We start from the raw sequence: 26,642 nt of genomic DNA, 5'->3' as shown, positions 1-26,642 counted from the left end.
CCTTGCCGTGACCGGGGCGACCTTGACACTCCCTGAGCGACCCCCTACAACTCGTCCCTTACCCGCGACCAAGGATCCAACGTCTTGAACGACGACTTTCCGGTAGGCCTGCTGTTCGGCCTGCTCTTTCTGCTGATCACCCTGTCGGGCTTCTTCTCCAGCTCCGAGACGGGAATGATGTCGATCAACCGCTACCGGCTAAGCCACCAGGCCAACAGCGGACAACGCAACGCCAAGCGCGTCCTGCGCCTGCTGGCACGGCCAGACAGGCTGATTGGCGTCATCCTGATCGGTAACAACTTCGTCAATAACCTGGCGGCGTCGATTGCCACCATCATCGCCATTCACTTCTTCGGCGATGTCAGCGGCCCGGCCATTTCAACGGCCATCCTCACCATCGTGGTGCTGATCTTCGCCGAGGTCACGCCCAAGACCTTTGCCGCCGTCAAACCCGAGCGCATTGCCTACCCGGCGTCGATGATCCTCGAGCCCCTGCTCAAGCTCCTGTACCCGCTGGTATGGGTGGTCAACGTGATCTCCAATGGACTGCTCCGGCTCCTTGGCGTCAAGAGCATTGACGGCGGCGGCGACCACTTGACCCGCGACGAGCTACGTACGGTCGTGCACGAAGCGGGCACCCTGATTCCCCACCGCCACCAGGCCATGCTGCTGTCCATTCTGGACCTGGAGAATGTCACGGTGAACGACATCATGGTCCCGCGTCATGAGGTGGTGGGCATCGATCTGGACGACAGTCTGGAAGATATCCTGACCCAGATCCGCACCAGCCAGCATACGCGACTGCCGGTATTCAAGGGCGACATCAACAACATCATTGGCATGCTGCACCTGCGCAATGCCGCACGTTTTCTGTCCCGGCCCGAAGTGACCAAGGCGGCCATCGTTCAGGAGGCGCGGGAGCCCTACTTCATCCCCGAATCAACGCCACTGCACACGCAGCTGCTGAACTTCCAGAAGCAGAAACGCCGCATCGGCATCGTCGTGGACGAATACGGTGACGTGGAGGGGCTGGTAACGCTGGAAGATATCCTCGAGGAGATCGTCGGGGAGTTCACCACTGACGTGGCCGGCCAGGAGCAGGACATGCTGCCCCAGAGTGACGGCAGCCATGTGATCGACGGCACCGCCAACATTCGCGATATCAACAAGTCGCTGGGGTGGCATCTGCCCACGGATGGCCCTAAAACGCTCAACGGCGTCATCCTTGAGCACCTGGAATCCTTCCCCGACGGCCCCGCCTGTCTGCAGATCGGCAATATCCGCATGGAAATTCTCGAGATGCGCGACAACCTGATCACCTCGGTCTGCTGCTGGCCCAGCACCCGCCGCGTGCTTAGCGATACCGACGCCTGAGACAGGCCCGCGACAACAACGCAACCAGAAAGGGACGGCCATGGCCGTCCCTTTGCGTGTCTACCAGCGCCTTTGCCAGAGGACCCGCAACAGCGAGCCCCGATGGAGGGCGACCGCTTAGCCCCGATGGAGGGCGGCCGCTCAGCCTCAATGGAGGGCGGCCGCCCTAAGGCTTGCCTGTCTCGACCCAACGGTCGGCCTCGGCCTTCAACTCACGCACCTGGGCTTCCAGCAGCTGGCGACTGGCCTGCCCCGGGGGCACGGGCTCTCCGAAGTACAGCGCGACGCGGGCGCGGCAGCGTCTGGGCAGGTGGGCCAGCGCCTTGCCGTGCCGATTGGAGGTCCATGACCCCCACAGGCCGGACAGCGCCGCCGGTATCACCGGCACCGGATCCTTGGCCAGAATGAGATCCAATCCTCGACGAAAGGTCCGAATCTCGCCGTCCGAGGTAAGCCGCCCCTCCGGAAACAGCATCACCACATCGCCATTGCGCAGCGCGCGACTGACTTCATCAAGCGCGCGCCGCACGTTGCCGGGGTCGCGACGATCCGACTCCACCGGAATGGCACCCACCATGCGGAACAGCCAGTTGAGCCAGATCGACTCGTAGATCGGCCGGTCCATCAAGAAGCGCAGGGGCCGAGGGCTCCCGCCCCCCATCACCAGGGCATCCATGAAACTGACGTGATTGCACACTACCAAGGCGGGTCCACGGGGAGGAACGAAACGTCGCCCCTGGAAGCGAAGCCGATACAGCAGGTGAATGAGAGCAAAGACCAGGCGTCGGATGTAGACGGCGGGGGTCCGAGAGAAGCGCCAGACGGCGAGACAGGCAATAAGGCCAACCAGGCCCCAAAGGAAGATTTCGATCACGACACCCTGTTCGTCTGCGTAAGGCCCGCCAGGGTGGTGGATAGCAGCTGATCCAGCAGCTCCTCGACTTCAAAGGCGCCGCCCTGGGAATAGCCGAGTCGATCATTCAATCCCAGCTGAACCAGTCCATGCACGCTGCCCCACAGGGTACGGGCCAGGCGCTGGGCCTCGATGGTCTGAAGACCCGGCTGATACTCGGTCAAGGTGTCCTCGACCCGCGCAAAGAGCGCGCCGATCATGTCCGTCTGACGCTGATCCAGCTCACCTTCCTGGGCCAGGGGATAGTCGAACATCAGCTGCCAGCGATGCGCGTCCTCCCGGGCGAAAGTCCAATACCCCTGGGCGAGGGCGCGCAGGCGCGCCTCCGGCTCGGTGGTATCGACCAGCAGCGGCTCCATCACCGTGCGCAGTCGAGCAAGACTCTCGACATTGACGTGTTGCAACAGGTTGTTGAAGCTGCCGTAAAGCTTGAGCAAGGTGCTTGGTGCACAGCCTACCTCGCGTGCCAGCGAGCGCAGCGACAGCGCATGCACGGGCTGATCTGCCAGCCAGGCATCACAGGCGGCCATCACCTGGGCATGGAGCTCCTCGGGGGCGTGCTGTCTGGGACGAGCCATTGCTCTTCCTCGCTGTATCACTCGCGCCGAGCATCGGCGACCTTGGGTAAGCGGCGTTTTCCTGAGCATACATTAATCGAACACTGTTTTCGACAGAACGTTGAGGTATGCACGGCTCACCACAGTCAACGAGACTTTCGCGGCGTCTAGCTCTTGGGTAGGCTGACCGTCCAGATCGCAGGAGTCCTCATGACCGGCCGCCTCTATATCCCCGCTCGCGCCATCGAACATGCGCTCGATGACCTCGATGCACCGGTGCAGGCCATCAGCGGCGTCAACATGGCACCAAGGCGCCCCTTGTCGATCATCCGCCTGGAGGCAGGGCGCTTTACCTTGGGCACCGGCTTCTGGGGCCTGACACCGCCATGGCTCAAGGTCCTCGACCACGCGCCGCACTGCGCCCGCGCCGAAAGCCTCGAGTCCCGGCCGATGTTTCGCGACGCCTTCCGGGCACGGCGCTGTCTGGTGCCCGCGTCCGGCGCCTATGCCTGGCAACCCCGCCCCCACTACAAGCAGCCTTTTCTGATCACCCGGGCGGACCGGGGACCACTGCTGTTGGCGGGGCTTTGGTGTAGGTTTCACACTACCTTGACCGACTATACAGATTCGTTCGCCTTGATCACCGTTCCCAGCCCCGAGCTGTTGACTCCGCTGACCGACCGCGTGCCGGCCATCATCGAACGGCACCAGGCGCGGGCCTGGCTCGACCCGGCCAGCGACAGCGAGCCGCTGGAACAGATGCTGCGCACGCCTCCCGGGGAACTGTTGGGCGCTTTTCCGGTATCAAGACGAGTGAACAATCCATTGGAACAGGATCCGTCCTGCGCCCACCCCATCGGGCAGATGTGGCGACAGACACTTTAGGAGACGTGATGGCTTCGATCCGTATCAGGCGAGGCGCCCCCTGCCTCGCCACCGCCCTGGCGTGCATTTGGCTACCCATGGCACAGGCTGCTCCGGGGGATCAGGCTTCCCCGTCCAGCAGCGCCGAGACAGCTACCGCCACCACGTCCATTGCGGCGGCCACCTCGCCCATCGTCAGCCCTCACGACGACCGGGATTATCGCGTCCTGACCCTCGACAACGGACTCGAAGTGCTGCTGGTCAGTGACCCGGAGGCCGACAAGGCCGCCGCGTCGCTGAACGTCTCCGTCGGCAGTGCCCAGGATCCAGACGACCTGCAGGGACTGGCTCACCTGCTGGAGCACATGCTGTTTCTCGGCACCGAGGCCTATCCTGAAGCAGACGCCTACCAGGGCTACATCAGTCGCCACGGTGGCCGTCATAACGCCTTCACTGCGTCGCTCAACACCAACTACTTCTTTGATGTGGAAGCGGACGCCTTTGAGGGCGCCCTGGACCGCTTCAGCCGATTCTTCGTCGACCCGCTGTTCAATGCAGACCAGCTAGGCAGTGAGCGCAATGTCGTCCACTCCGAGTACCAGGCACGGCTGCGCGACGATGCCCGTCGTGAGAACGAGGTACTCGACGGCTTGCTTAACCCGGCAAACCCGACCGTTGGCTTCTCCGTCGGCAGCAAGGACACCTTGGCAGAGCGCCCCGAGGGCGAGCCAAGCCTGCGAGAGCGGGTCATGAGCTTCTACCAGAACCACTACGGCGCCAACGTCATGCATTTGGCGGTGGTCGCGCCGATGCCCCTCGATCAATTGCAGGGGATGGTGGCAGAGCGCTTCGCTGAGGTGCCAAATCGCGGCCTGACGGCGCCCGAGATCACCACACCGCTGGTGGATACGGCCAAACTGCCGCTGGCGGCAGAGGTCCACTCGTTGCGTGACGCCCGTCGCGTCAGCTTCTTGTTTCCGGTCCCCGACCCGGTCCTCAGCTACCAGCGCAAGCCCGCCAGCTATATTGCCAACCTGATCGGCCACGAGGGGCCCGGCAGCCTGCTGAGTCGACTGCGTGATGCTGGCTGGGCCGATGGCCTGTCAGCGGGAGTGACCCGCGGTGATGGCCAGCATGCATTGCTGGCGGTGGATATCAGCCTGACACCGGAAGGCCGCCAGCAGCTCGAGCGCATTCAGGCCAGCCTGTTTGCCGCCATCGAGCGCATTCGCGAAGAGGGCGTCAGCGATGATCGCTATGACGAACAGGCCAGTCTTTCGGAACAAGCGTTCCAGTTCCAGCAGCACGGCGATGCGCTGGATGAGGCCATGCGCCTGTCCATCAGCTTGACGCACTACCCGCTGGAAGACGTCAATCGCGCCGGCTACCGCATGGATGGGCTGGACGTCGAAGAGGTTCGACAATGGCTTGGCGCGCTGCGTCCTGACAACATGATTCGGCTGTACAGCGGCCCAGAGGTGGAGGGCGAGCAACGCACCACCTACTACAACACCCGCTGGCAGCAGGTAGCGCTGCCGACGTCGACGGCGGAGCCGCTCGACGGCCTGGCGCTGCCCGCTCCTAACCCGTTCATCGCCGAAGATCTTGCCCTGTTGGAAGATCACGCCGAACGACCCACTCTCATCACCGACACCGGTCAGGCGGATGCGTGGTACAAGGCGGACGCCGAGTTCGACACGCCAAAGGCGTCCTGGCGCTTTAGCCTTCAGCATCCAGGCGCCAGCCAGACGCCACGCCAGGCGGTGCTAACGCAACTGCTGGCGGGCTGGCTGAATGACAGCCTCAATGAACGCCTCTACGCGGCGCGGCTGGCCGGGCAGAAGTATGAAGCCTACGCCCACTCTCGCGGCATGACCCTGTCCTTTACCGGCTGGCGCGACCGGCAGGATCGGGTCATGGCAGAGGTCATCGACCAGCTCAAGCAAGGCAGCATCGAAGATGACAGCGTCGCGCGGGTCCGCTTCGGGCTGGAGCGTGAATGGCGCAACGTCCCTCGCGATCCCCTCTACCACCAGGGCCAACGCACCCTGTCCGAGGCGCTGATCCGCCCGCAGTGGTCGCCCCAGGTGTTACTCGAGTCGCTGGCCGAGGTCACACCACAAGACCTGCGCGACTATCGCGATCTCTTCTTGAGCGAGCTCCACCTGCAGCTTCTCGCTGTCGGCAACCTCTCTCGCAGCCTCGCAGAAGAAGAAGCCTCGCTTGCCATCGAAGCCCTCGAACCCGGCCTTGATGCTGACGCCATCGCCGATCTAGAAGTGCTCAAGGCCACCGACCTGCCTAGCCTGACGCCCGACTCGGAGCGCGAGGAGTCATTGCTGCTGCGCTACCTGCAAGGACCTGATCAAAGCCTGCCTACCCAGGCTCGCATTGCGGTGCTCGGCAAGCTCTTGGAAACCCCGTTCTACCAGCGACTGCGCACCGAGCAGCAGCTCGGCTATATCGTCAATGCGGGCTATTCCCCGCTTCTGCATGCACCCGGCATCAGCTTGCTGGTGCAGTCACCCTCGACCCCCAGCGAAGAGCTGAAAACCCACGTCGATGACTTTCTTGACCAGGTTCCCGCCCAGCTTGAGGGACTCGACGAAGCGACCCTGGCCACCTACCGTCAAGCGGTCCATGACGAAATTACCCAGCGCGATGCCGGGCTGGAAGAGCGCACCAATCGGCTGTGGCGTGCACTATCCTTCGGCGATACCCACTTCGACCGCCGTGAGCGCCTGGCAGCAGCGGTGCTGGAAGTGACGCTTGCCGACCTGCTGCCTAGCTGGCAGGCACTGCGCGACAACGCGGTGGTGGACGTCGCCTTCGATCCGGGCGCCACTCCCAGCGATATCATGGCGCTCAAAGGCGCGCTGGAGGTGCTACCGGGGAACGAAGAGGCACCGCTATCGCCGCGCGGCGAGGAGGAGTCCGCCCAGGCGGTCAAGGTCGACACCCCCTGATCTGACAGGCTGCTGACATGGCGGTGACGCGCCCAGCGTCACCGTCAGACACGACAACGCCCGGCTCGGACGATGACGTCCAGGCCGGGCGTTTTGATGGCACAGATAGCTCCACCGGTCGCGTGATGTCGCCGGTTGCGACGTCGCCGTTATCCGAACGCCTGTGCCGGCATAATGGACTCCACAAACATCACCATTTCCTCCAGGACCTGACGCTCACGATCACTCAGCGAGGTCTGATTGAGACGCTCGATCTCCCGCGCAAAGTCCTTCAGAGTCAGGCTCGACAGCGCGGCATCGTTCATGCGTTCCCAGCGGAAACTCTCCCAGCGCGCCTGCTCCTCCCCCGTCAGGGTGTCGGGGTAGCTGCGCGCACGGTAGCGAAACAGCATTTCCTCCAGACGTGGATCCTGGAAGGCAAAATGGGCATCGACCAGATCCCAAGGATCAGCTGCCCTCACCCGCTCCATCTGCTGTCGATCTGCCGGTGAGAAAAACCCACCGGAATACAACATCAGGTCAGGATCGCGCGGCGGCTCCGGCGGCCCTTCGGCAAACACCTCCTGGACCTTGGCGGCGATATCCGGATCGCGGGAAAGACGTTGAAAGTGACCACGACAGGCCTCCATGTCCAAGCCCATACGTGCCACGATATCGCCGTATTCTCCCTGCTGAGGACCCGACACGTCCTTGAGCGCGCTGGGAGGGAAGATCACCGGACACTTGTTGATGTGCACCACCTTCAGCGGGATACGGCTTTCTCCTTCCGCCAGGTCGTCGTTGCTGACAAACACTCTGGCACGAATCTCCTGGGGTGATAGCCGCAGCAGATCCTCTGGATCCAACGACAGATCGTAGACAATGATCCCGTTGGGGTTAGTGGGATGTTCAGCCAGAGGCAGCACCAGAGCCCCGCAGGCGCGGCTGGCCGGGTAGCGACGTGAAATGTGCACGATCGGCTTGCGCTGGGTCGCATCCAGGCGCTTGCGCACTTCGCGCTTGGCCCGCAATGACAGCAGGTAGTCGAACAGGTTGGCATTGGCGTTGCGCAGCAGTCTCGCCAGGGCAATGGTGGCGCGCACATCGGCCAGGGCATCATGGGCGCCCACATGCTCGATACCATTGGCGGCGGTCAGGTCCTCAAGGCGAAAGCTGGGACTGCCATCTTCCCGGGTCGGCCATTCGATACCTTCAGGTCTCAACGCATGAAACGCCCTTACGACATCGATCAGATCCCAGCGTGAGTTACCGTTCTGCCACTCGCGGGCATAGGGGTCCAGCAGGTTGCGATAGAACAGATGCCGACTGACTTCATCATCGAAGCGCAGGCTGTTGTAGCCCACCGCGCAGGTGCCAGCCACGCTCATCTCATCTTGAATGGCACCCGCGAACTCGGCCTCCGGCAGGCCCTGGCGCCGGGCCTGCTGAGGCGTGATTCCGGTAATCAGGCACGCCATCGGATGGGGAAGAGCGTCATCGGCAGGCTTGCAGAACAGCTCCACCGGTTCACCTATTTCATTGAACTCGGCATCGGTACGGATAGCAGCGAACTGCGAGGGGCGATCACGCCGAGGATCGGCACCAAAGGTCTCGTAGTCGTGCCACAGAAAAGTGAGCGGAGCGGCTTTCGGCTGCGCCATGGCGATAGTGTCTCCACGCGGGCTGCTTGAGCCCGCCAGCCTAGCACAGGCAGGCGCCTGACTCAGCCAGATAACCACCCATCACCACGCGTCGCACTGGATCGGGGCAGTTGTCGGCGCCATCAAACGCAAACGGCGAGCCGCTCGCTAGAGCGACTCGCCGCAACCGCTTGCCCGCAGATGGCGGGCTCCGCAGGCTCAGCTGCGGGGCAGCGTCACGTTAAGCTCAAGCACAGAGCAGTTGTCTTCGCTGTCCAGCGACATATTGATCGCATCGTCATCCACTTCAACGTAGCGCCGGATGACTTCCAGCAGCTCTTTTTCCAGCATCGGCAGGAAATCGGGCTGGCCCCGTTGGCTACGCTGGTGGGCGACGATGATTTGCAGCCGCTCCTTGGCGACAGACGCGGACTTCTTGCGTTCTCGCTTCAGGAAATCGAGTAGTTTCACCGGCGACCTCCCCCTCCGAACATACGGCTCAGCAGCCCCTTCTTCTGGTATTCGTGGAAGCGCAGCGGCACGTCTTCGCCAATCAAGCGGCTGACCGTGTCCATGTAGGCCTGGCCAGCATCGCTGCTATCGTCATGGGTCACAGGAACACCCTGGTTAGACGCCCGCAGCACGGCCTCGGACTCGGGAATCAGCCCGACCAGATCGATGGCAAGGATCTCGCGAATATCATCAAGATTGAGCATGTCCCCCTGATCGACACGACCCGGGTTGTAGCGGGTGATCAGCAGGTGTTCCTTGATCGGGTCCTTGCCCTGCTCCGCGCGCCGCGTCTTCGACGACAGCAGGCCGAGAATACGATCGGAGTCCCGTACCGACGAGACTTCCGGGTTGGTGACCACGATCGCCTCATCGGCGAAGTACATGGCCAGCTGAGCACCCCGCTCGATCCCGGCAGGCGAATCGCACAGGATGTAATCGAAATCCTTGGTCAGGGTCTCGAGCACCTTCTCGACCCCTTCCTGGGTCAGAGCGTCCTTGTCCCGGGTCTGTGAGGCCGGCAGGATGTGCAGGTTGTCGACCCGCTTGTCGCGGATCAGCGCCTGATTGAGGCCTGCCTCGCCCTGAATGACGTTGACCAGGTCATAGACCACACGGCGCTCGCAGCCCATGATCAGGTCCAGATTTCGGAGACCGACATCGAAGTCGATCACCACGGTCTTGTTGCCTCGCAGCGCCAAGCCAGTCGCTATGGCTGCCGCACTGGTTGTCTTGCCGACCCCACCTTTTCCGGAGGTCACAACGATGATCTTGGCCAAGTGTCGCATCCTGTCGTCGTAATGTTGTTGGTCCTGTGTGGCCACTCGGGTGGCCAGGCCATTAACGGTTCATGCCATCGTGGGCCTACTTGAGCGCGGTAATCCCTAGCTGGTCGTCACTCAGCACTACCTGCACCGATGACCCCAGCAGCTGAGGATCAATGTCCTCAAGACGCTTGTAGTTGCCCGCGACGGACAATAATTCAGCGTGCAGTTCACGGCAGAAGATGCCTGCCTGATGGTCCCCATGGATGCCCGCCAGCGCCCGTCCTCGCAGCGCGCCATAGACGTGAACATTGCCCGCCGCCAGCACTTCGGCACCGGCGTTGACGGCGCCAATCACGGTCAGGTCGCCATCGGGGGCAGTGATCTGCTGGCCGGAACGCACGGTGCCACGAAACACGCGTCCGCCACGGGGCAACGCCGTCGTGACGTCCTCGGCCCCGATGTCAGCGACCTCGCTGTCCGCCACCTCGGGCTCGTCATCCTGGGTGGGCACGCTTTCCAGCGTGCGTGCCCGCGCCGCATCCTGGGGAGGAAACCAGCCAAGGCCTAGTGCCCATGCCGACTGCTTGACCGGGTCAGTGCCCCCACGTACCGCCACTGGCAGCAGCTTGTGCGCGCGACACACGGCGCAGATGCGCTCCAGTGCTAGGTGCGGCTCGTCGAGCTTCTCGACACTGAGCACTACCGGCGTATGCTGAAAGAAAGCAGGCGACTGCGATAACTTGCCCGCCAGCTGATCACGAATTTCCTCGGGATCGGCGCTGGAAAGCTCCATCACCGTCATGGGCAGCATCCCGCCCTTGAACGTAAACGCCATGCTGTCCCTGTCCACTTTGAGGCTCATTGCCGAACTCCACGTCGGGTGTTGGTCGGGGATTGCTCTCAAGCTATGCCAGAGCACCCGGTCCTGCAACCGATCATAAGCCTCTAACGGGTCCTTGTCAGTGTCTCCAATCAGCCACACGCCTCGGCAGAGACCTTTTCTGATGCTGGCGCGCATGCTTAGATTGATCTCTACCGTCTTCCACGCCTGGCACCCAGGGCTGCCATGACAAGCCGGTCGCTACAACAAGATGATGAGGCAGTCTCGTCACCGTCTATTTTTCTTCAGGAAGCCCCATGTCTGGACTCCTCCGCCGACTCTTTTCGCCTCGCTGGCGACACCCCGATCCCAAGGTAAGACGCGATGCTGCCGAGCGGCTCGACCCCCATGGCCAGCGCGATGCGCTCGAAACCCTTGTGCAGGACCCGGAACCCGAGGTTCGGCAGGCAGCCGTGGCACGCCTGGAAGACCCGCAGCAGTTGCTGGCACTGAGAGCGCGTCATGGCTCCCGCGAACTCGACCGCCAGCTGATCAGCCTGCTGATCGGCCGCCAGGGCGGTATCGAGCTCAGCCAGCGCCAGCGCGTGGTAGACGGCCTGGACGATCCCCAGCTGCTTGAGCAAATTGCCCTCCAGGGTGATAACCAGCAGCTTCGGCTCAGTGCCCTGGCTCGACTCGATGACGAACAGGCCTTGATCCGCCAGGCCTGCGACAACGGCATCGCCGCTGTGCGCCACGCTGCCGCCGAGCGAGTGACGTCCGAAGAGGGGCTCAAGCAGCTGGTGCAGGCAGCTCGCCGTGATCGCCATGTCGCCCGCAATGCCAAGGAACGGCTAGGACGCCTGCGCGCCGACGCTGACGCCGTGGCCGAGGCGAAGGAGCGACGCGAGCAGCTATTGCAGAGTCTGGAGCAGCATGCTCGGGCCGCCTGGGAGCCGCTATATGCCGGTCGCTTCCGCCATCTGGAGCGCGAGTGGCTCAAATTGCCCGACCTGCCCGAGGACCAGCAGGAAAGGCGCTATCAGGAAGCCTGTCTACGCTGTCGCAAGGTCATCCACGATCACGAAGCCCAGGAGCATGCGCTGCGTGCCGATCGACAGCGCCGCGAGCAGGCCGACCACGATCGCGAAGCGCTGGTCATGGCGCTGGAAGAGAGTTTGTCCGCGCTGTATCAGGGCGACCATGTGGGCGAGCAAGATCTGGCCAGCCTGCGAGCACAGAAGCAGCTGCTGGCCAGCCGCTGGCAGGCGCTATCGGAGATTCACCTGGCCGACGACGCGCTGCGCCAGCGCTACGACGCCGCCCTGAAGACCTTTGACAACATCAACCAGGCGTATCAGCGCCTGGTGGAGCGCTCTCCGGCGATGGAAGAGGCCATCAAGAGCGGCGACGAAGCCACCCTCAGACAGCTCGTGGAGGCCTGCCGCTGGCCTGATAACCTGCCGCCAGAGCCGCGGCTCGCACGGGCTCGTCACTACCTGCGGCTGGAGCGCGACCTGGCCGCCCCGGCGCCGTCGGCAGAGCAGCTGGCACGTTTCGCTGAAGAACTCGACCGCCTTGACGCGCTGCTGGATGAGGGCTCCTTCAAGGGGGCCAGCCGACTGCATCAACGCCTGCGTCACCTGGCCGAGGCCCTGCCCGCCTCAGCCGAGTCGGAACGAAGCCGGCTCAAGCGCCTGGGTGCCAGGCTGGCAGAACTACGCGACTGGCGCGGTTTCGTCGCAGGCCCCAAACGTGAGCAACTGTGCCAGGCCATCGAGGCTCTGGAGCAGGACAGCACCCTGAGCGATCGGGATCGGGACCGCCGACACCGCCAGCTGGTCAAGGAATGGAAAGCCCTGGCCGATGCCGCAGCCAACAAGGAGCAGTCAGAGCGCTTTCGTGCCGCCTCTGACCGCATTCGCGAGTCCCTGGCTGGCTGGCGCCAACAGCAGCAGCAGTTGAGGGAGGCCAACCTGGCTGAGCGCGTCGCCCTGTGCGAACAGCTCGAAGCATTGCTGGCGCAGCCCTCTCACCACGCCGACCCAGATGCCCTGCGGGACATTCGCGAACACGCCCGCGATCAATGGCGACGCACTGCCCCGGTGCCCCGGGATCAAGCCGAGGCTATCGGCCGGCGGTTTGGCCGCATCCGTCATCAGCTGCAGGCGCTGATCGATCGTCGTGCCAACGAGATTGCCGAATCCAAGCGCGCGCTTATCGACCAGGCCAGGTCGCTGCTGGAGACGTCACTGGCCGCCCGCCAACGGGGCGAACAGGCCAAGGCATTGCAACAGCGCTGGCGCGAACTCGGGCGCGCACCCAAGGGTGAAGAGCAGACCCTGTGGCGCGAATTCCGCCAGCTATGTGATCAGATCTTTGCCCAGCGCGATGCGGAACGAGACGACCGGGCTCAGCGAGCAAAGGATCGACTGGATCGCATGCAGGCGCTGATCGATCGCATCGACGCCTGGCAACCGACCAGCAGTGAGGAGGAGGACTGGCTCGACAAGGCCGTCGACGAAGCCAACGCTCTGGAACCGCTGCCCTCGGGACGACGCAGCGAGGGAATGCGTAAACGTTGGACGGGCATCGTCCGCGCTCGCCGCGAGCGGCTTGAACGCATCGCAGTAGCAGAAACGGTCAGCCGCTGGCACCAGCTCAAGCCGCTTATCCTGGAGCACCTGAAAGCCGACGATGCCTGTCTCGCCGGACAGCAGTGCGGGGATGTGTTGATTCCCGACACGCTGACGCTCCCCAATGAACTGGCCACCGCACACGCCGAACGCAATGCCGCACGCCGCTCCCCGGACTCTCTGGACAGCGTCGCCGAGCGGCTGGCGCGGTTGCGCGTTCACCTGGCGCTGTTGGCGGGCCAACCTATCGGCCAGCATGACGAACCCCTGCGCCTGGCCATCCAGGTAGACCGTCTCAACGACAGTCTTGGCCAGATGCCCGCACGGGAGGAAGAACTGTTGTCGGTACTGTGTGGGTTGCTGGCCACCGGGCCGGTATCCCGCCAGCTGTGGGACAAGGAGGTTCAGGAGTTGGACGCGCTGCTTGATGGGCTGCGCCAGCTGCCGCCGCCGTGATAGCGCTGCGGTAAGTTCGTGGAGACAAGGCGACGTCGCAGCCCCCCCTCCAGCGCCCAACAACAGGAAAGCGAGGCTTGCGCCTCGCTTTTCTCTTGTTGCCGCTCTGTCATTGGCGTTCGCGGGTTGTCGTCGACGACATGGCCGACCGCCCAAATGACGTCGGAGCCTGCCAGGCTCCGACACGAGAGGGTTCAGCCCATGAACTGGCCACCATTGATGTCGATGTTGGCACCCGTGATAAAGCCGTTGTCCTTGCTGGCGAGGAAGCTGACCAGGCGCCCGATCTCTTCCGGCGTGCCGTAGCGCTTCATCGGGATCGTCTCGCGAATCGCCTCACGCACCTTCTCCGGAATCTTCATGATCATGTCGGTGGCGATATAGCCAGGAGAGACGGTGTTGACGGTAATCCCCTTGGTGGCGGTTTCCTGGGCCAGCGCCATGGTCAGACCGTGCATACCCGCCTTGGCGGCGGAGTAGTTGACCTGTCCAAACTGCCCCTTGCGCCCATTGATGGACGAAATATTGATGATGCGGCCGTAATTCTGCTCGAGCATGCTCTCGATGACGCTACGGCAGGTGTTGAAGACGCTATTCAGATTGGTGTCGATGACCAGGTTCCACTGATCGGGCGACATCTTCTTCATGGTGCCGTCCTTGGTGATGCCAGCGCAGTTCACCAGCACCGCGATCGGACCATACTGCTCCTCGATCTTCTTTACACCGTTCTGGCACGCCTCGAAATCGGTCAGATCAATACCGGCAACATCGATATTGTCGTAACCATCAGACTTCTGAGCCTCCAACCAGGACTTGGCCTTCTCGGGGTTGTTGTAACCGGCCAGCACCTGATAACCGGCATCCGCCAGTTCGCGACAGATGGCACTTCCAATACCACCTGTGCCACCGGTGACCCATGCGACGGGCTTTTGCTGAGTCATTGACGACCTCCCTGATTGTCTATGCTTCCGCCGTTTGCCGACGGACCTTGTTGTAACAAGCACGTTGTAGCAAGCACGTTGGGACGGATCGGCGGGAGACGATCCTCATCACAGTGTGTCGAGGCATCGCGCGTGGCCTCCTGCCACGTTGCGCCCACCTGCCACCAACCTGACACCTGACGACAGCCCTGTCACGGATGACGCGCAACACGTCGTGAACGTCACACGCCTCGGGGCAAGCCGACGGTCATCTTCAGGCTAGCGTCCGCCACTGACATTTCCATGACAGCCCCCCCAGTATGGACCACTGCGCTCAACCGGTACGAGCCATCTCACGCGAATTCGCACAGGGTTGACGTGGGCCAAAAAATCCGTATACTTCGTCCTCGTTGATGCGGGGTGGAGCAGTCTGGTAGCTCGTCGGGCTCATAACCCGAAGGTCATCGGTTCAAATCCGGTCCCCGCTACCAAACATCATGAAACGGGGCAATCTCTTGAGATTGCCCCGTTTTCTTGTGCGCCACTGCTATCTCGACGCCTTGCTGATCGGACCCCGGGCCGGCACAGCCCCATCCTTCGACACGCACGTTCACTCGGCTGCGAGTGTTATGCCGCCCCACGCGAAACATGGGCCTATTTAGCAGAAGACTAAGTCCCATTTGACCTCCATCTTTAGTCGCATAGCGCTCATCAACGGCCTTGCGACAGGCCTTGAAGTCGGCGACCAGCGACCGCATCTCTTAGCTCTATCCACTTATCAGACAAGGTTGCGTCCCCATGCCAATCGTCGACCCGCGCACCGGCGAGCCGTTGAGCACCGAACCCGCCCAGCACAGCGCTGGCCAAGCAGAGGCCGCTACCCAAGGGCCGGCCGACAGCGATCTGATCTTCGACGTTGATCGCAGCAATATTCAGCAGGTGCTGGAACTGTCCATGCGCGTGCCGATCCTCCTCGACTGCTGGGCCCCCTGGTGCGAACCCTGCAAGAACCTGATGCCGGTGCTGGAAAAGCTGACGCGCGAGTATCGCGGCACCTTTCTGTTGGCCAAGCTCAACATCGACGACAACCAGGACATCGCAGGCCAGCTGGGCGTGCGCTCGGTACCCGACGTCAAGTTGATCAGCCAGGGCGGCCTGGTCGACCACTTCCAGGGTGCGCTGCCTGAAAAGGACATCCGCGAGTGGCTCGCACGCTACTTTCCGGCTCCTGAAGATGCCCCCGCAAGTCCCGAGGAACAGGCAGAGCAGGCCCTGGCGTCCGGCGATACCGCGACGGCGCGCGGCATCTACCAGGAGCTGAGCGAGCAATATCCTGACCACGTGGCCTATCGTATCCAGCTGGCCAAGGTTCTGGTCGCAGAGGGCAGCAATGACGAGGCACGCCAGCTGCTCGACGCCCTAGCGCCAGAGGATCGCGACGGCCCCGAAGCCCGAGGCGTTCGTGCCAGCATCGAGTTCAGCGAGGAAGCCCCCGATGCGGCCACACTCGCGTCTCTGGAAGGGCGCGATGACAGTGAAGCCCATTACCAGAGGGCCCTGCGCCAGGTCGCCGACGGTGACTATGAGAACGGCTTGGAAGGACTGCTCACGGTCATGAAGCGTGATCGTGGATACGGCGATGACCTGGCTCGCAAGACCCTGCTACGGGTGTTTGACGCCCTGGGGGCAGACCATCCGCTGACCGTCAGCTACCGGCGCAAGCTGTTCGCCCTGCTGTACTGAAGGCTGAATACCACCCCCCTCACCCGGCAGCGTCTGCCAGCAACCACCAGCAGGGCCCTTGATGGGCCCTGCTGGCATTTAGCGGGTGCACGGCTGCCGACATGGTCAGCCAGCGGGTGCACGGCTGCCGACATGGTCAGCCAGCGAGCACACGATCCATCCGCGCCAAGGCTTCACCCAGCTGGGCGGCGGTGGTACCAAAGTTGAGCCTGACAAAGCCCGGCCAGCCAAAGTCGGCCCCGTCAGACAACGCCACGCCAGCGCGTTCGAGCAGCACCTTGGCGGGTGACTCCTGGCCCGACAGCGCCGACTTCCGCAGGTCCAGCCACGCCAGATAGGTAGATTCCGGAGCCGCACAGACCACACCCGGCCAGTCGGCCACATGCTCGGCCAATTGCTGGCGATTTTCTCGAAGCACTTCCAGCAGCGCCTGGCGCCAGGGCTCGCCGTGACGATAGGCGGCCTCTGCCGCTACCAGTCCCAACACATTGGCGTCCGGCATCAGCCCTTTTGCCCGGTCACGAAAACGCTGCCTCAATCGCCCATCGGGTATCACCGCGCAGGCAGCGGTGAGTCCCGCCAGATTGAAGGTCTTGGACGGTGCCCACAGCGTCACGGTGCGCTCGGCAAGCTGCGGCAGTGCGGCCGCCAGTGGCTCGTGTCGCGCCCCGTCTTCAAGCAGCAGATCGCAATGCAGCTCGTCGGACACCACGATCAGTTGATGGCGCTCGACCAGCGCTGCTAGGCCTTCGAGCTCGTCCCGTCGCCACTGGCGCCCGGTGGGGTTATGGGGATGGCACCATAACAGCAGTCGTGTGCGCTCGGTGATGGCCTCCTCGATGGCATCCAGGTCCAGCGTCCAGGACTCTCCTGGTGACCCCGGCGGCGTCATCTCGGCCTGCTGCGCCAGGCGACCGGTTCGTTCGGCCACCTGCAGGAAAGGAGGATAGATCGGGGTAATCGTCAGCACCCCATCGCCTGGCTCGGTAAATGCCAAGCTCGCCAGATGAAGGGCAGGCACCACCCCCGGCAACCAGTGCTGCCAGCGGGGGGAGATTTCCCAGCCGTAGTGCTCGCGACTCCAGTCGACCAGCGCCTGCTCGAGGCTTTCTGGCACCTTGCCGTAGCCGTAGACCCCGTGACCGACGCGCTCTGACAGGGCATCAATCACCGCAGGGGGTGAACGAAAGTCCATATCGGCCACCCACAGCGGCAGCACGTCATCGGCGTAGCGATGCCACTTCTGTGACGGCCACGGCGGGCACTGATCGGCATCCCGGGGCTGCCGTCGATCAATCGGCGTGGCAAAATCGAAGTTCATGGTCATCTCCCTGACGATGGCTGTTCGATTACCAGGTTACCCTGGCCAAGTATTTGAAGGACGCATTTTCCATGACAAGCACCATGCCGCATCACGGATTCTTCGCCAAGGTGTGTCGCGGAATGCCGGCGCTGATTGGCCAATGGCTGGCCTTGGGTCGCGGTGATCCCGATCGACTGGCATTGATCCTGGCTGAAACGGCCAGGGTGGCGGGACTCGGCGAGCCGGGCGAAACTCCCGACGGCGCGACGCTTGCTCTGTGGGCAGACCGCCAGGACGAGGACCTTCCCCCTCACTGGGCGGTGCGCACCGCGCTGTTCCTGCTGGTCCAGATGCCCGCTCGCCCGACGCCAGGAGATGAAGACGAGGCCTGCGCATGGGCTTACTGCTGGCTGCGCAATCGTGAATTCACCAGCCGCGACCAGGCCCTGGATGCGTTGCCGGAGCACCTCCGGGAATCCCTGGCACCGGCCCTGACAGCAGCCTGGACGGACCGTCAGGGATTGCGCCTGGTATAACCCCGCCGCGTCGCCGTCGCGACCAGATCATTGCCGCCGCCGGGTCGGTCGCTTCGGCCGAAATCCAGCGGGCTTGGTCGCCAGCCATTCGACGAAGGAACGAATATCAGGGTGTGCCAGCAGCGCGTCTCGACTGCGATAATGGTCCGCCAGTTCCCTCTCGCTGAGCACCGCATGCAAGTGGCGATGGCAACCATGACATACCCACAGGATGGCCGTCAGTCGCTCGACGCGGTCGTGCCGCCGTCGATAGCGCGCCTTGCCGTGTAGTGACCTCGGGATCAAATGGTGCTTGGTCAAGGGCGCGGCTCGCTCACACAGCTCGCAACATTCGGGGCGCGGCGGCGGCGACAGCTCTGTCATGTCGACCTCCCGGATCGGCATCATGCTTTAACGATAGCTTAAGGATCGCATTTTTCTTATGGACGTTCCCTTCCATTGGCAGCTGGCCAAGCTGCTCATTTCCATCGGCGTCGTGCTCGGCCTGTCAGTCATCGCCGAAAGAGTCAGCACTCGCGTCGCTGGACTGCTCTCCGGCTATCCCCTGGGCACGGCCATCGCCCTGTTCTTTATCGGGCTGGAGCTTTCCCCCCAGTTTGCCGCTGATAGCGCCGTGCATACCCTGGCAGGCTTCACGGCCACCCTGGCGCTGGGCGGCGGCTACCTGCTCGCGGCCCGTGGGGATGGCCTCAAAGGAGTCCTGACGGGCACTGCGGGAGGGCTCGTTGCCTGGCTGGCCGCCAGCAGTCTGTTGACCCAGCTCGACCTCAATCGCATCAGCGGAACCCTGATCACCCTCGTCGCCATTGCGCTATTCACTTGGCTCTATCGCGCGGTCCCGGACATCAAGGCCAGTCCCAAGGGTGGCTTTTCCTGGCCTGCCTTGGCACTAAGGGCTGGGCTCGCTGCCGCCATCATTTTCCTGATCACCGGTCTTGCCCACGCCGTTCCCAGCGCCTGGGCCGGGGTCATGGCCGCCTTCCCGGTGACCATGTACCCCTTTCTGGTGATTCTGCACCTGACCCAGGGTACCGCTCCAGTGGCCACGGTCATCAAGCACTACCCTGCCGGTCTTGGCTCACTGCTGTGCTATGCCCTGGTGGTATCGCTGACCTACGCGACGATGGGACTTTGGCAGGGCACGCTGCTGGGCTTCGTCGCCGCCACGCTGTGGCTGCTGGGCTGGATGCGACTGCAGCAATGGTGGGCGACTCGCCGCCATCGGCGGCGCCAGCAGCGCGCGTCGTGACCTGGAAGCAGGCTTGACCTAGCGCTTGCTTGGGTCAATCCTGAAGCACACCTTCCTGCACGTGAGAATGTCCATGCTGACCCGCACCATCGAGCCCGCTTTCTACGACACTGATGCCCTCGGCCACATTAACAACACACGCCTGCCGGCCTGGTTCGAGCTGGCCCGCAACGAGCTGTTCCGGCTGTTCACTCCAGACCTGGATCCCGCCAAGTGGCGGCTGATCATGGCGCGCATGGAGATCGACTACCGGGCTGAGCTTCATTACGGTCACGACATCGAGATCCGCACCTATCTGTCGCGACTCGGCAAGAGTTCCTTTACCGTGACTCAGGAAGCGCACCAGCAAGGGGTCATGACCAACATCGGCCATACCGTGCTGGTGCATTTCGACCATCACACCAAGGCGTCGGTACCAATTACCGGCGCGCTGCGTGAGGCGCTGATGGAACACCTGCACGAGGCGGAAATGACCGAAGCCTGAGCACGTTGCCCCGATGGCAGGCCAGATCATCCGATAAGGGTACGGTTGGCCGTTCGCCCGGCCTCGCGGATAATGGCCTGCCTGCCCCACCCCAAGGAACCTTCATCGCCATGACCCCCGCCATCAAGGCCCTGGAAAGGGCCAAGGTCAACTTCAGCGTACTGAGCTATGAACACGATGCCCGCTCGGCGGCTTACGGCGAAGAGGCCGCCGAACAGCTTGGGCTAGACGCCAAGAGTGTGTTCAAGACCTTGCTGGCGAACCTGGACGGCCATCGACTGGTAGTGGCCATCGTCCCGGTCTCTGCCAAGCTCGACCTCAAGGCGCTGGCCCGCGCGGCGGGCGCCCGCAAGGCCAGCATGGCTGACCCCGCCGACGCCGAGCGCGCCACGGGCTATATCGTCGGGGGAATCAGTCCCCTTGGGCAGAAGAAGCGCCTGGCTACCTTCATCGACGACAGCTGCCAGAGGCTGCCCCAGATGCACGTCAGCGGAGGACGTAGGGGCCTTGAAATCTGCCTGGCCCCGGAGGACTTGGTGGTGTTGACGCGGGCAACCGTGGCTCCGCTCTTGCGCTAGTCCATTGCCACTAGTGCGCTAGTCCGCAGCCACTGGTGCGCTACCCGCAGCCACGGGGTCTGGCGCGGCGGCCAGGCGTTGGCGGCGGTCCTGATACGCTGGGTCTAAGGCGCAAAAAATGCTAGGTTGGCGCAACGTCAACAAGGATGCACTGCATGGCGATCCGCTATACCCTCTGGCTCGATCCGGACGATAAGGTGCGCCACCGCGCGGCTGAGGCCAGCCTCGAGACTTTCTTCCTCGAGCGCTTCGCGGACTACCCGCACATCCGCTTGTTCGGTGCTGATCCCTACGACTATGATGCGCCCTTCAATCGACTCTACGACGTTCTGATCGCACGAGGCAGCGAGTACCTCGAGCGCGAACATGCCTATGTACCCACCCCGGAACAGCTCAATCGCGCGTTCTTCCGTGCCGTGGGCCGCTCCACCAAATTTGTAAGAGACAACCCCGATGGTGATCCATCCTGACACGACCCCCGACGCTGCCCAGATGGCCATCATCGCCGAGCAGCTGGGACGCGAGCCTCGCGGCATCGAGGCCCTGGCGGCCACCGACGGCAAAGGCACTCCTCTGGTCCTGCGCATGGCTCCCATCGTCGATGGCAAGCCCTTCCCGACCCTGTTCTGGCTGAGCTCCGACCTGCTCAAGGTCGAGCTGTCGAGAATCGAAGCCGCCGGCGTGATCAAGTCGCTGGAAGCGCGCCTGCAGGAAGACGAGGAATTTCGCGCGGCCTATCACGCCAGCCACCAGGACTACATCGACACCCGCTGGGCGCTGATGAGCGACGCCCAGCGCGCCGAGGTCGAGCGCCTGGGCTATGACCGGGTACTGCGCGAGCGAGGAATCGGCGGCATCGCCAACCACGACCAGGTTCGCTGCCTGCACACGCAGTACGCCCACCACCTGTGCGGCCACAATGTGATCGGACAATGGGTCGACGAGCACTACGGCATCATCGACCTGCTGCCGTAATCCCCTGGCCCGTGCCTCATCTCGGGCCTTCCTCGCGACCCCATCATTACCTCAGGGAGGCCTCAAATGGCCCAGATCTGCGTCTATCTCGGCTCGCGCCAGGGAGAGGATCCACGCTTTATCGACGACACACGCGTGTTTGGCCGTCGCCTGGCCGAGCGCGGACATGGACTCGTCTACGGGGGCGCCAGCGTCGGCCTGATGGGGGCGCTGGCGAATGCAGCGCTGGACGCCGGTGGCCAGGTCGTTGGCGTCATGCCCCATCACCTGGTGGATCGAGAGTTGGCCCACACGGGTCTCAGCGAGCTGATCAGGGTCGCCGACATGCACGAGCGCAAGGCTCAGATGGCAGCCAGTGCCGACGCCTTCGTCATGCTGCCTGGTGGCATCGGCACGCTGGAAGAATTCTTCGAGACCTGGACCTGGCACTACCTGGGACTGCACGCCAAACCGATCGGCATCCTGGATAGCTGCCAGTTCTACCGTCCGCTGCTGGACTTTCTGGAAGCCGGCGTTGCCCAGGGCTTCCTGGACGCCCGTACCTTGCAGACGCTGGTCACGGCCGCTACCCCGGACGAGTTACTGGACCGACTGGAGCAACGGCTGGCCCATCTGCCGGGCTGACCGCGGAGCCGTCGGCTCGGCGCCTTGCGCCACCACTGAACACCGACAAGGAGGATGTCACATGTACGCCATTCAACCAGACGGCGACCAGCTACGGTGGCAACGCAGCCAGGATCTCGCTCCACCGCAGGGTCGAGAGGTGCATATCGAGGTGGCCTGGGCCGGCGTCAACCGCGCCGACCTGATGCAACGCGCCGGGCACTATCCTCCCCCGGAGGGGGCCTCCAGCGTGCTGGGGCTGGAAGTCAGTGGCCGCGTGGCAGCCGTCGGTCCCGACGTCGAGCAGCTCAGACGTGGACAGCCCGTATGTGCCCTGCTGGCCGGCGGTGGCTATGCCGAGCGCGTGTGCGTCGACGAGCGCCAGGTCCTGCCCGTTCCGGCCGGTGTGGACCTGCGCGAGGCCGCTGCCTTGCCGGAGGTCTATGCCACCGCCTGGCTGAACCTATTCATGGAGGGGGCGCTGGAGCCGGGAGAGCGCGTGCTGATCCACGCGGCCGCCAGCGGCGTCGGTACTGCCGCCATTCAGCTATGCCGAGAGTTCGACCACCCCTGCTTTGTCACCGTGGGCAGCGACGACAAGCTGGCGCACTGCCTCGCGTTGGGCGCCAAGTCCGGGGTCAATCGTCATCACGGAAGTTTTGTCGAAGCGGTGAAGGCGTTTGGCGAGATCAATGTGATTCTCGACCCAGTAGGCGCGAGCTATCTGGCAGACAACCAGCGCGTGCTCGCCGCCGATGGCCGACTGGTGCTCATCGGCCTGATGGGAGGGCGCCACGCCGAGCTGGATCTAGGGCGAATGCTGATGAAACGCCAGCGCCTGATCGGCTCCACCCTGCGCGCCAAATCCCCCCAGGCCAAAGGCAAGATACTGGATCAGCTGGCACGCCACGTATGGCCCAGGATAGAGCGCGGGGATCTGACACCGCAGATTGATGCCCAATGGCCCATTCAGGAAGTCGAGGCCGCCCATCGCCACGTCGACGCCAACGCCAACACCGGCAAGGTGCTGCTCCAGGTGGCCGAGCTCTGAAACACGACTTGTCCACAGACAGTCACTGACTGGCCACTGTGGACAAGTTGTCTGACTGACGCCAGCGCTCAGCGTCGCGCACTGAGCGCCTGGGTCCGTGCAAAGGTCATCTGCAGCAGCTTGGCGTCGTCACCGGCTCGGTGACGCTGAATACCCTGCTCGGCAATCATCGCTTCCTTGACGTCGCTCCACATGGCCATCTGGGCCTCGTCCAGCAAACGCCTCAAGGCTTCCAGACGGAAAGCGGGGATCATTCCGGCATGATGAAAGAGGAGTGACAGCCAGGTGTTGTCATAGCCCCAGCTGTCGCTATAGGCGATACCCACCTGATGCAGCTCATCATTCAGCCAGCGCGCCACGTGCCGCACGGGGTAGCCTTCCCGCTGCAAGCGTGCGCGGGAGATGCCATGCAACAGCTCGGCCTTGGGATCCCAATGGGTCCACTCATCAAGCGGCTGAATGAGAAAGGCACAGCAACTGCCATCAGGGCGGGCCAGCCCAACCTCGATGGGATAACTACCGCGCCCGAAACCAGACGCCTCGATATCGAGCAGAGTCGGTAACGCCACAGGCTGAGAACCTCGAAGTGACTGCCGGCCGAAACGCCGACTCGACGTTATCCGACAACGAAAACCCTTCCCGACGCCCAAACTGTCAGCGGCGGTCAGGGTAGCCTGAACCGCCGCTCGCATCGGCCTTACCGGGACCCGCGCGCAACCCGTGGTCGCGCTAGATCACCCTAGTGTCGCTGCTGGCCTTCTGCTTTGTCCAGCGAAGCGGTAGCGACATCGTCTCCACCGTCGCTTGTCGCCGGCGCCTGGCCGGGACGGGCCAAGGATGCCCAGTAGTCAGCGCGCTCCCGATCAACGGGCAGCGACAGCTCTCCATGGCGGTAGGCCCGCTCAAGACGCGCGGCGGCCAGCGCATGACCGGCCTCGCCGGCTCTGGCGTACCAGGTGACGGCATGGTCGTGACGGGCGGGATACAGGGCGCACCCATTCTCATGGATTTGCCCGGCCTGATACTGGGCGCGAGCGTCTCCGCCGTGAGCGGCCTGAAGCACGTAGCGGGCGCCACGTGCCTTGTCTTGGGGAGCCCGTGACCGGTGAAACAGCATGTGCCCATAAAGGGATAGAGCCGCCGGATGACCGGCGTCCGCACAACGCTGAAACAGACGCATGGTCAGCCTCTGGGTTCGCGGCGAGCGGGGCAGCCAGCGGGTATGAAACAACTGCTGGGCCAGACGATACTCGAGCCGCGTCTTCAGTGACGATGCCTGCTGCATGGCAACAACCTTGAATCCAAAGCGTGGAAGTCGGACCGGACACCTCCTGTGTCACGGGCGCTCTTCTGGTTCAATCTGCGGTGCCACGGACTCCTCCGGGGCAACGGGTTGGCAAGCATACGCCTGGCCCGAAGAGGACTCAACCCCTGAGGGTGGCGACGTATATCGGGCAAAGGTAACATTTCGGTGCTATGCAGCATTCACCGTTCGGTCGTGCCATTGTGCACGCACCGACACAAGGAGCTCCCATGCAGACCCGCCCTCTCGGCACTACCGGTATCGACGTCAGCCGCATTTGTCTTGGCACCATGACCTTCGGCGAACAGAACACGGAAGCAGAAGCCCACGCCCAGCTCGACCGAGCCGTGGCCTTTGGGGTCAATTTCATCGACGCCGCCGAGATGTACCCGGTGCCACCCAAGGCCGAGACCCAGGGGCTGACCGAGTCCTACATCGGCTCCTGGTTGAAGGGCCGCCAGAGCCGCGATGACGTGGTGATTGCCACCAAGGCCGCAGGCCCCGGTATCAGCCATATCCGCGGCGGCCCTCGCCTGGACCGCCAGCACCTGCACGAGGCGATCGATGGCAGCCTGTCGCGGCTGAACACGGACTACGTCGATCTCTACCAGCTGCACTGGCCTGATCGCTCCACCAACTTCTTCGGCCGCCTGGGATACACCCACGACGAGGACGAGCAGGCCACCGCTTTAGAGGAAACGCTGTCGGCCCTGAAAGAACTGGTCGACGCGGGCAAGGTACGTGCCATTGGCGTGTCCAACGAGACGCCCTGGGGGGTGATGCGCTGTCTTAAGCTGGCTGACACTCTCGGCGTACCCAGGGTGGCATCGATCCAGAACCCCTACAGCCTGCTCAACCGCACCTTCGAAGTCGGGCTGGCGGAGATTGCCCAGCGCGAGCAGGTGGGCCTGCTGGCCTACTCTCCCTTGGCCTTCGGCGTGCTGACGGGCAAGTACTTGAACGGCGCTCGCCCAGAGGGCGCACGCCTGACGCTGTGGGACCGTTTCAGCCGCTACAGCTCCGAACAGGCCACGGCCGCCACCGAAGCCTACGTGGCGCTGGCACGCGAGCACGGCCTCGACCCGGGCCAGATGGCACTGGCCTACGTCAACTCCCGCTCCTTCCTGACCAGCAACATCATCGGCGCCACCACCATGGATCAGCTGGAGAGCAACCTGGCCTCGGAGGCACTGACACTGTCGGAAGAAGTGCTGGAGGGCATCGAGGCGATCCACCAGCGGATCCCGAACCCTAGCCCCTAATCAAGGCCTAGGCTTTGTCGTGAGCTGCGACTTTCCTTCGACACACCATTGGCGCACGCCCTTGCCATGACGTCCCAGGCATAAGGGCGTGAGCCAGCTAGCCTGATACTCTGGCCTTATCTGCATCATAGCCCCGGCCTTCGCCGGGGCTTGATACACTACCCCTCTTTGATTGACGGCCTATAACGACCCCAGGAGCCCGCCCATGCTGAGCGTGATCTCACCTGCCAAAACGCTGGATTTCGAGACCCCGGCCACCACTGCCACCTGGACGGAGCCCGACTATCTCGAGCATTCTCGCGAATTGATCGACATCCTGCGGGACTACAGCCCGGCCAGGATCTCGGAGCTGATGGGAGTCAGTGACAAGATCGCTGGCCTCAATGCAGCGCGCTTTGGTCAGTGGCAGACACCCTTCACACCGGACAACGCCAAGGTCGCGGCCCAAGCCTTTCAGGGCGACGTTTATGTCGGCTTGCAGGCAGACACCTTCAGCGATGACGACAATGCCTTCGCTCAGGAGCATCTGCGGATTCTGTCTGGTCTCTATGGCCTGTTGCGCCCGCTCGACCTGATTCAGCCCTATCGACTGGAAATGGGCACTCGGCTTGCCAACGAGCGCGGCAAGGACCTCTATGCGTTCTGGAAGCCGCTGCTGACCGCCGAGCTGGATGCCGCAGTCACGCGCAGTGGCTCCCCGGTGCTGGTCAACCTGGCCTCCAACGAGTACTTCAAGGCCATCGACGCCAAGAGCCTCAACGCAGACGTGGTCACACCGGTGTTCAAGGACTGGAAAAACGATCGGTACAAGATCATCAGCTTCTATGCCAAGAAGGCACGTGGCTTGATGGCCGCCTGGATGATTCAGCAGCGCCTGGATAACAAGGAAGGCCTCAAGGACTTCAACGTGGCCGGCTACCGTTTCAGCGCCGCCGAATCCGAGGGCAACACCCTGGTGTTCACCCGCGACACCCCCGCCTGAGGCAGCGGCCGAAGCGCCGGGGCCCGGCATGACAAGCCCTCTTCCGGGAGGGCTTACCGGATCTTTTTTTAAGGGCCCAGTTTCAGGGGCTGTTTTCCGCCCCCTCTCTACCAAGGCACTGTCTTTAAAGCCCTGTCTTCAAAGCCCTGTCTTCAAGAGACTCTAGTCACC

General features: G+C 63.3%; 26 protein-coding genes and 1 tRNA gene. 16 read left to right on the top strand and 11 right to left on the bottom strand.

The window, feature by feature from the left end; all coding sequences use genetic code 11:
- Positions 1-84 precede the first annotated feature (84 nt).
- Positions 85-1,374, top strand: a complete 1,290-nt coding sequence (locus tag KUV41_RS12875; RefSeq protein WP_222486442.1) for an HlyC/CorC family transporter — start codon at positions 85-87, stop codon at positions 1,372-1,374.
- A gap of 166 nt (positions 1,375-1,540) precedes the next feature.
- Here the strand turns inward: KUV41_RS12875 and KUV41_RS12870 are convergent, their stop codons facing one another.
- The gene (locus tag KUV41_RS12870; RefSeq protein WP_315857905.1) at positions 1,541-2,248 is read right to left on the bottom strand and encodes a 1-acyl-sn-glycerol-3-phosphate acyltransferase; all 708 of its coding nucleotides are present in this window, start codon (positions 2,246-2,248) and stop codon (positions 1,541-1,543) included.
- The gene (locus tag KUV41_RS12865; RefSeq protein ID WP_206940455.1) at positions 2,245-2,865 is read right to left on the bottom strand and encodes a TetR/AcrR family transcriptional regulator; all 621 of its coding nucleotides are present in this window, start codon (positions 2,863-2,865) and stop codon (positions 2,245-2,247) included. Before KUV41_RS12865 ends, KUV41_RS12870 begins: the two co-directional genes overlap by 4 nt.
- Before the next feature lie 189 nt (positions 2,866-3,054).
- On the opposite strand from KUV41_RS12865, the gene KUV41_RS12860 reads away from it, so the two are divergent.
- Complete coding sequence (locus KUV41_RS12860) at positions 3,055-3,729, top strand: SOS response-associated peptidase (RefSeq protein ID WP_206940457.1); 675 nt, start codon at positions 3,055-3,057, stop codon at positions 3,727-3,729.
- An 8-nt stretch (positions 3,730-3,737) separates the two neighbouring features.
- On the top strand, positions 3,738-6,674 hold the full coding sequence (locus tag KUV41_RS12855; RefSeq protein WP_261396040.1) for an insulinase family protein: 2,937 nt from the start codon (positions 3,738-3,740) through the stop codon (positions 6,672-6,674).
- A gap of 149 nt (positions 6,675-6,823) precedes the next feature.
- Here the strand turns inward: KUV41_RS12855 and sbcB are convergent, their stop codons facing one another.
- The 4 genes from sbcB to minC all read right to left on the bottom strand — a co-directional run bounded on the left by sbcB (position 6,824) and on the right by minC (position 10,432).
- Positions 6,824-8,314, bottom strand: a complete 1,491-nt coding sequence (gene sbcB / locus KUV41_RS12850) for an exodeoxyribonuclease I (RefSeq protein WP_222486441.1) — start codon at positions 8,312-8,314, stop codon at positions 6,824-6,826.
- Positions 8,315-8,512: 198 nt separating this feature from the next.
- The gene (gene minE, locus KUV41_RS12845; protein WP_206940461.1) at positions 8,513-8,764 is read right to left on the bottom strand and encodes a cell division topological specificity factor MinE; all 252 of its coding nucleotides are present in this window, start codon (positions 8,762-8,764) and stop codon (positions 8,513-8,515) included.
- A complete protein-coding gene (minD, locus tag KUV41_RS12840) occupies positions 8,761-9,582 on the bottom strand; it encodes a septum site-determining protein MinD (RefSeq protein ID WP_206940463.1) in 822 nt (273 codons plus the stop codon). Before minD ends, minE begins: the two co-directional genes overlap by 4 nt.
- 85 nt (positions 9,583-9,667) lie before the next feature.
- Entirely contained in the window at positions 9,668-10,432 is a 765-nt protein-coding gene (gene minC / locus KUV41_RS12835; protein ID WP_222238887.1) for a septum site-determining protein MinC, read from the bottom strand.
- 275 nt (positions 10,433-10,707) lie between these two features.
- Here minC and KUV41_RS12830 point away from each other — a divergent pair, with 275 nt between their 5' ends.
- Complete coding sequence (locus tag KUV41_RS12830; protein WP_222164010.1) at positions 10,708-13,482, top strand: DUF349 domain-containing protein; 2,775 nt, start codon at positions 10,708-10,710, stop codon at positions 13,480-13,482.
- Between the two features lie 194 nt (positions 13,483-13,676).
- Here the strand turns inward: KUV41_RS12830 and phbB are convergent, their stop codons facing one another.
- Complete coding sequence (gene phbB, locus KUV41_RS12825) at positions 13,677-14,423, bottom strand: acetoacetyl-CoA reductase (RefSeq protein ID WP_206940469.1); 747 nt, start codon at positions 14,421-14,423, stop codon at positions 13,677-13,679.
- Between the two features lie 393 nt (positions 14,424-14,816).
- Between phbB and KUV41_RS12820 the strand changes: the two genes are divergently transcribed.
- Together KUV41_RS12820 and KUV41_RS12815 are read left to right on the top strand one after the other, a co-directional pair.
- Positions 14,817-14,893: transfer RNA gene (locus tag KUV41_RS12820), tRNA-Met, on the top strand.
- 307 nt (positions 14,894-15,200) lie between these two features.
- Entirely contained in the window at positions 15,201-16,145 is a 945-nt protein-coding gene (locus KUV41_RS12815) for a thioredoxin family protein (protein ID WP_206940471.1), read from the top strand.
- 136 nt (positions 16,146-16,281) lie between these two features.
- Here KUV41_RS12815 and KUV41_RS12810 read toward each other — a convergent pair whose 3' ends face one another.
- The gene (locus KUV41_RS12810) at positions 16,282-17,466 is read right to left on the bottom strand and encodes a MalY/PatB family protein (RefSeq protein WP_222486440.1); all 1,185 of its coding nucleotides are present in this window, start codon (positions 17,464-17,466) and stop codon (positions 16,282-16,284) included.
- A gap of 83 nt (positions 17,467-17,549) precedes the next feature.
- Between KUV41_RS12810 and KUV41_RS12805 the strand changes: the two genes are divergently transcribed.
- Positions 17,550-17,984: a hypothetical protein gene (locus KUV41_RS12805; RefSeq protein WP_206940852.1), complete on the top strand. Its 435-nt coding sequence runs from the start codon at positions 17,550-17,552 to the stop codon at positions 17,982-17,984.
- Positions 17,985-18,011: 27 nt separating this feature from the next.
- Here KUV41_RS12805 and KUV41_RS12800 read toward each other — a convergent pair whose 3' ends face one another.
- Positions 18,012-18,347 (bottom strand): hypothetical protein, encoded by a 336-nt coding sequence (locus KUV41_RS12800; RefSeq protein ID WP_206940481.1) that lies wholly within the window; start codon positions 18,345-18,347, stop codon positions 18,012-18,014.
- A 58-nt stretch (positions 18,348-18,405) separates the two neighbouring features.
- Here KUV41_RS12800 and KUV41_RS12795 point away from each other — a divergent pair, with 58 nt between their 5' ends.
- The 7 genes from KUV41_RS12795 (at position 18,406) to KUV41_RS12765 (ending at position 22,924) form a co-directional block, all read left to right on the top strand.
- Positions 18,406-19,233: a hypothetical protein gene (locus KUV41_RS12795; RefSeq protein WP_222486439.1), complete on the top strand. Its 828-nt coding sequence runs from the start codon at positions 18,406-18,408 to the stop codon at positions 19,231-19,233.
- Between the two features lie 73 nt (positions 19,234-19,306).
- On the top strand, positions 19,307-19,717 hold the full coding sequence (locus tag KUV41_RS12790; RefSeq protein ID WP_206940486.1) for an acyl-CoA thioesterase: 411 nt from the start codon (positions 19,307-19,309) through the stop codon (positions 19,715-19,717).
- Positions 19,718-19,827: 110 nt separating this feature from the next.
- Complete coding sequence (ybaK, locus tag KUV41_RS12785; RefSeq protein WP_222486438.1) at positions 19,828-20,295, top strand: Cys-tRNA(Pro) deacylase; 468 nt, start codon at positions 19,828-19,830, stop codon at positions 20,293-20,295.
- Positions 20,296-20,450: 155 nt separating this feature from the next.
- Complete coding sequence (locus tag KUV41_RS12780) at positions 20,451-20,765, top strand: hypothetical protein (RefSeq protein ID WP_222238883.1); 315 nt, start codon at positions 20,451-20,453, stop codon at positions 20,763-20,765.
- A complete protein-coding gene (locus KUV41_RS12775) occupies positions 20,749-21,270 on the top strand; it encodes a DUF501 domain-containing protein (RefSeq protein WP_206940501.1) in 522 nt (173 codons plus the stop codon). Before KUV41_RS12780 ends, KUV41_RS12775 begins: the two co-directional genes overlap by 17 nt.
- A 66-nt stretch (positions 21,271-21,336) precedes the next feature.
- A complete protein-coding gene (locus KUV41_RS12770; protein ID WP_206940503.1) occupies positions 21,337-21,894 on the top strand; it encodes a TIGR00730 family Rossman fold protein in 558 nt (185 codons plus the stop codon).
- A gap of 61 nt (positions 21,895-21,955) precedes the next feature.
- Positions 21,956-22,924 carry an NAD(P)H-quinone oxidoreductase gene (locus tag KUV41_RS12765; protein WP_206940505.1) on the top strand — a complete coding sequence of 323 codons (969 nt, stop codon included), beginning with the start codon at positions 21,956-21,958 and terminating at the stop codon, positions 22,922-22,924.
- A 68-nt stretch (positions 22,925-22,992) separates the two neighbouring features.
- Here the strand turns inward: KUV41_RS12765 and KUV41_RS12760 are convergent, their stop codons facing one another.
- On the bottom strand, positions 22,993-23,493 hold the full coding sequence (locus KUV41_RS12760; protein WP_206940507.1) for a hypothetical protein: 501 nt from the start codon (positions 23,491-23,493) through the stop codon (positions 22,993-22,995).
- 170 nt (positions 23,494-23,663) lie between these two features.
- Entirely contained in the window at positions 23,664-24,209 is a 546-nt protein-coding gene (locus KUV41_RS12755; protein ID WP_224852123.1) for a tetratricopeptide repeat protein, read from the bottom strand.
- 248 nt (positions 24,210-24,457) lie between these two features.
- On the opposite strand from KUV41_RS12755, the gene KUV41_RS12750 reads away from it, so the two are divergent.
- On the top strand, positions 24,458-25,489 hold the full coding sequence (locus KUV41_RS12750; RefSeq protein ID WP_206940509.1) for an NADP(H)-dependent aldo-keto reductase: 1,032 nt from the start codon (positions 24,458-24,460) through the stop codon (positions 25,487-25,489).
- A 205-nt stretch (positions 25,490-25,694) separates the two neighbouring features.
- Positions 25,695-26,471 carry a peroxide stress protein YaaA gene (yaaA, locus tag KUV41_RS12745; protein ID WP_222486437.1) on the top strand — a complete coding sequence of 259 codons (777 nt, stop codon included), beginning with the start codon at positions 25,695-25,697 and terminating at the stop codon, positions 26,469-26,471.
- The last annotated feature ends 171 nt before the right edge of the window (positions 26,472-26,642 follow it).

It is taken from the genome of Halomonas sp. DP8Y7-1, from assembly GCF_019801685.1.
Lineage (GTDB): Bacteria > Pseudomonadota > Gammaproteobacteria > Pseudomonadales > Halomonadaceae > Halomonas > Halomonas litopenaei_A.
The sequence above is the reverse complement of the archived record's forward strand: the minus strand, read 5'-3'. Positions and strand labels throughout refer to the sequence as shown.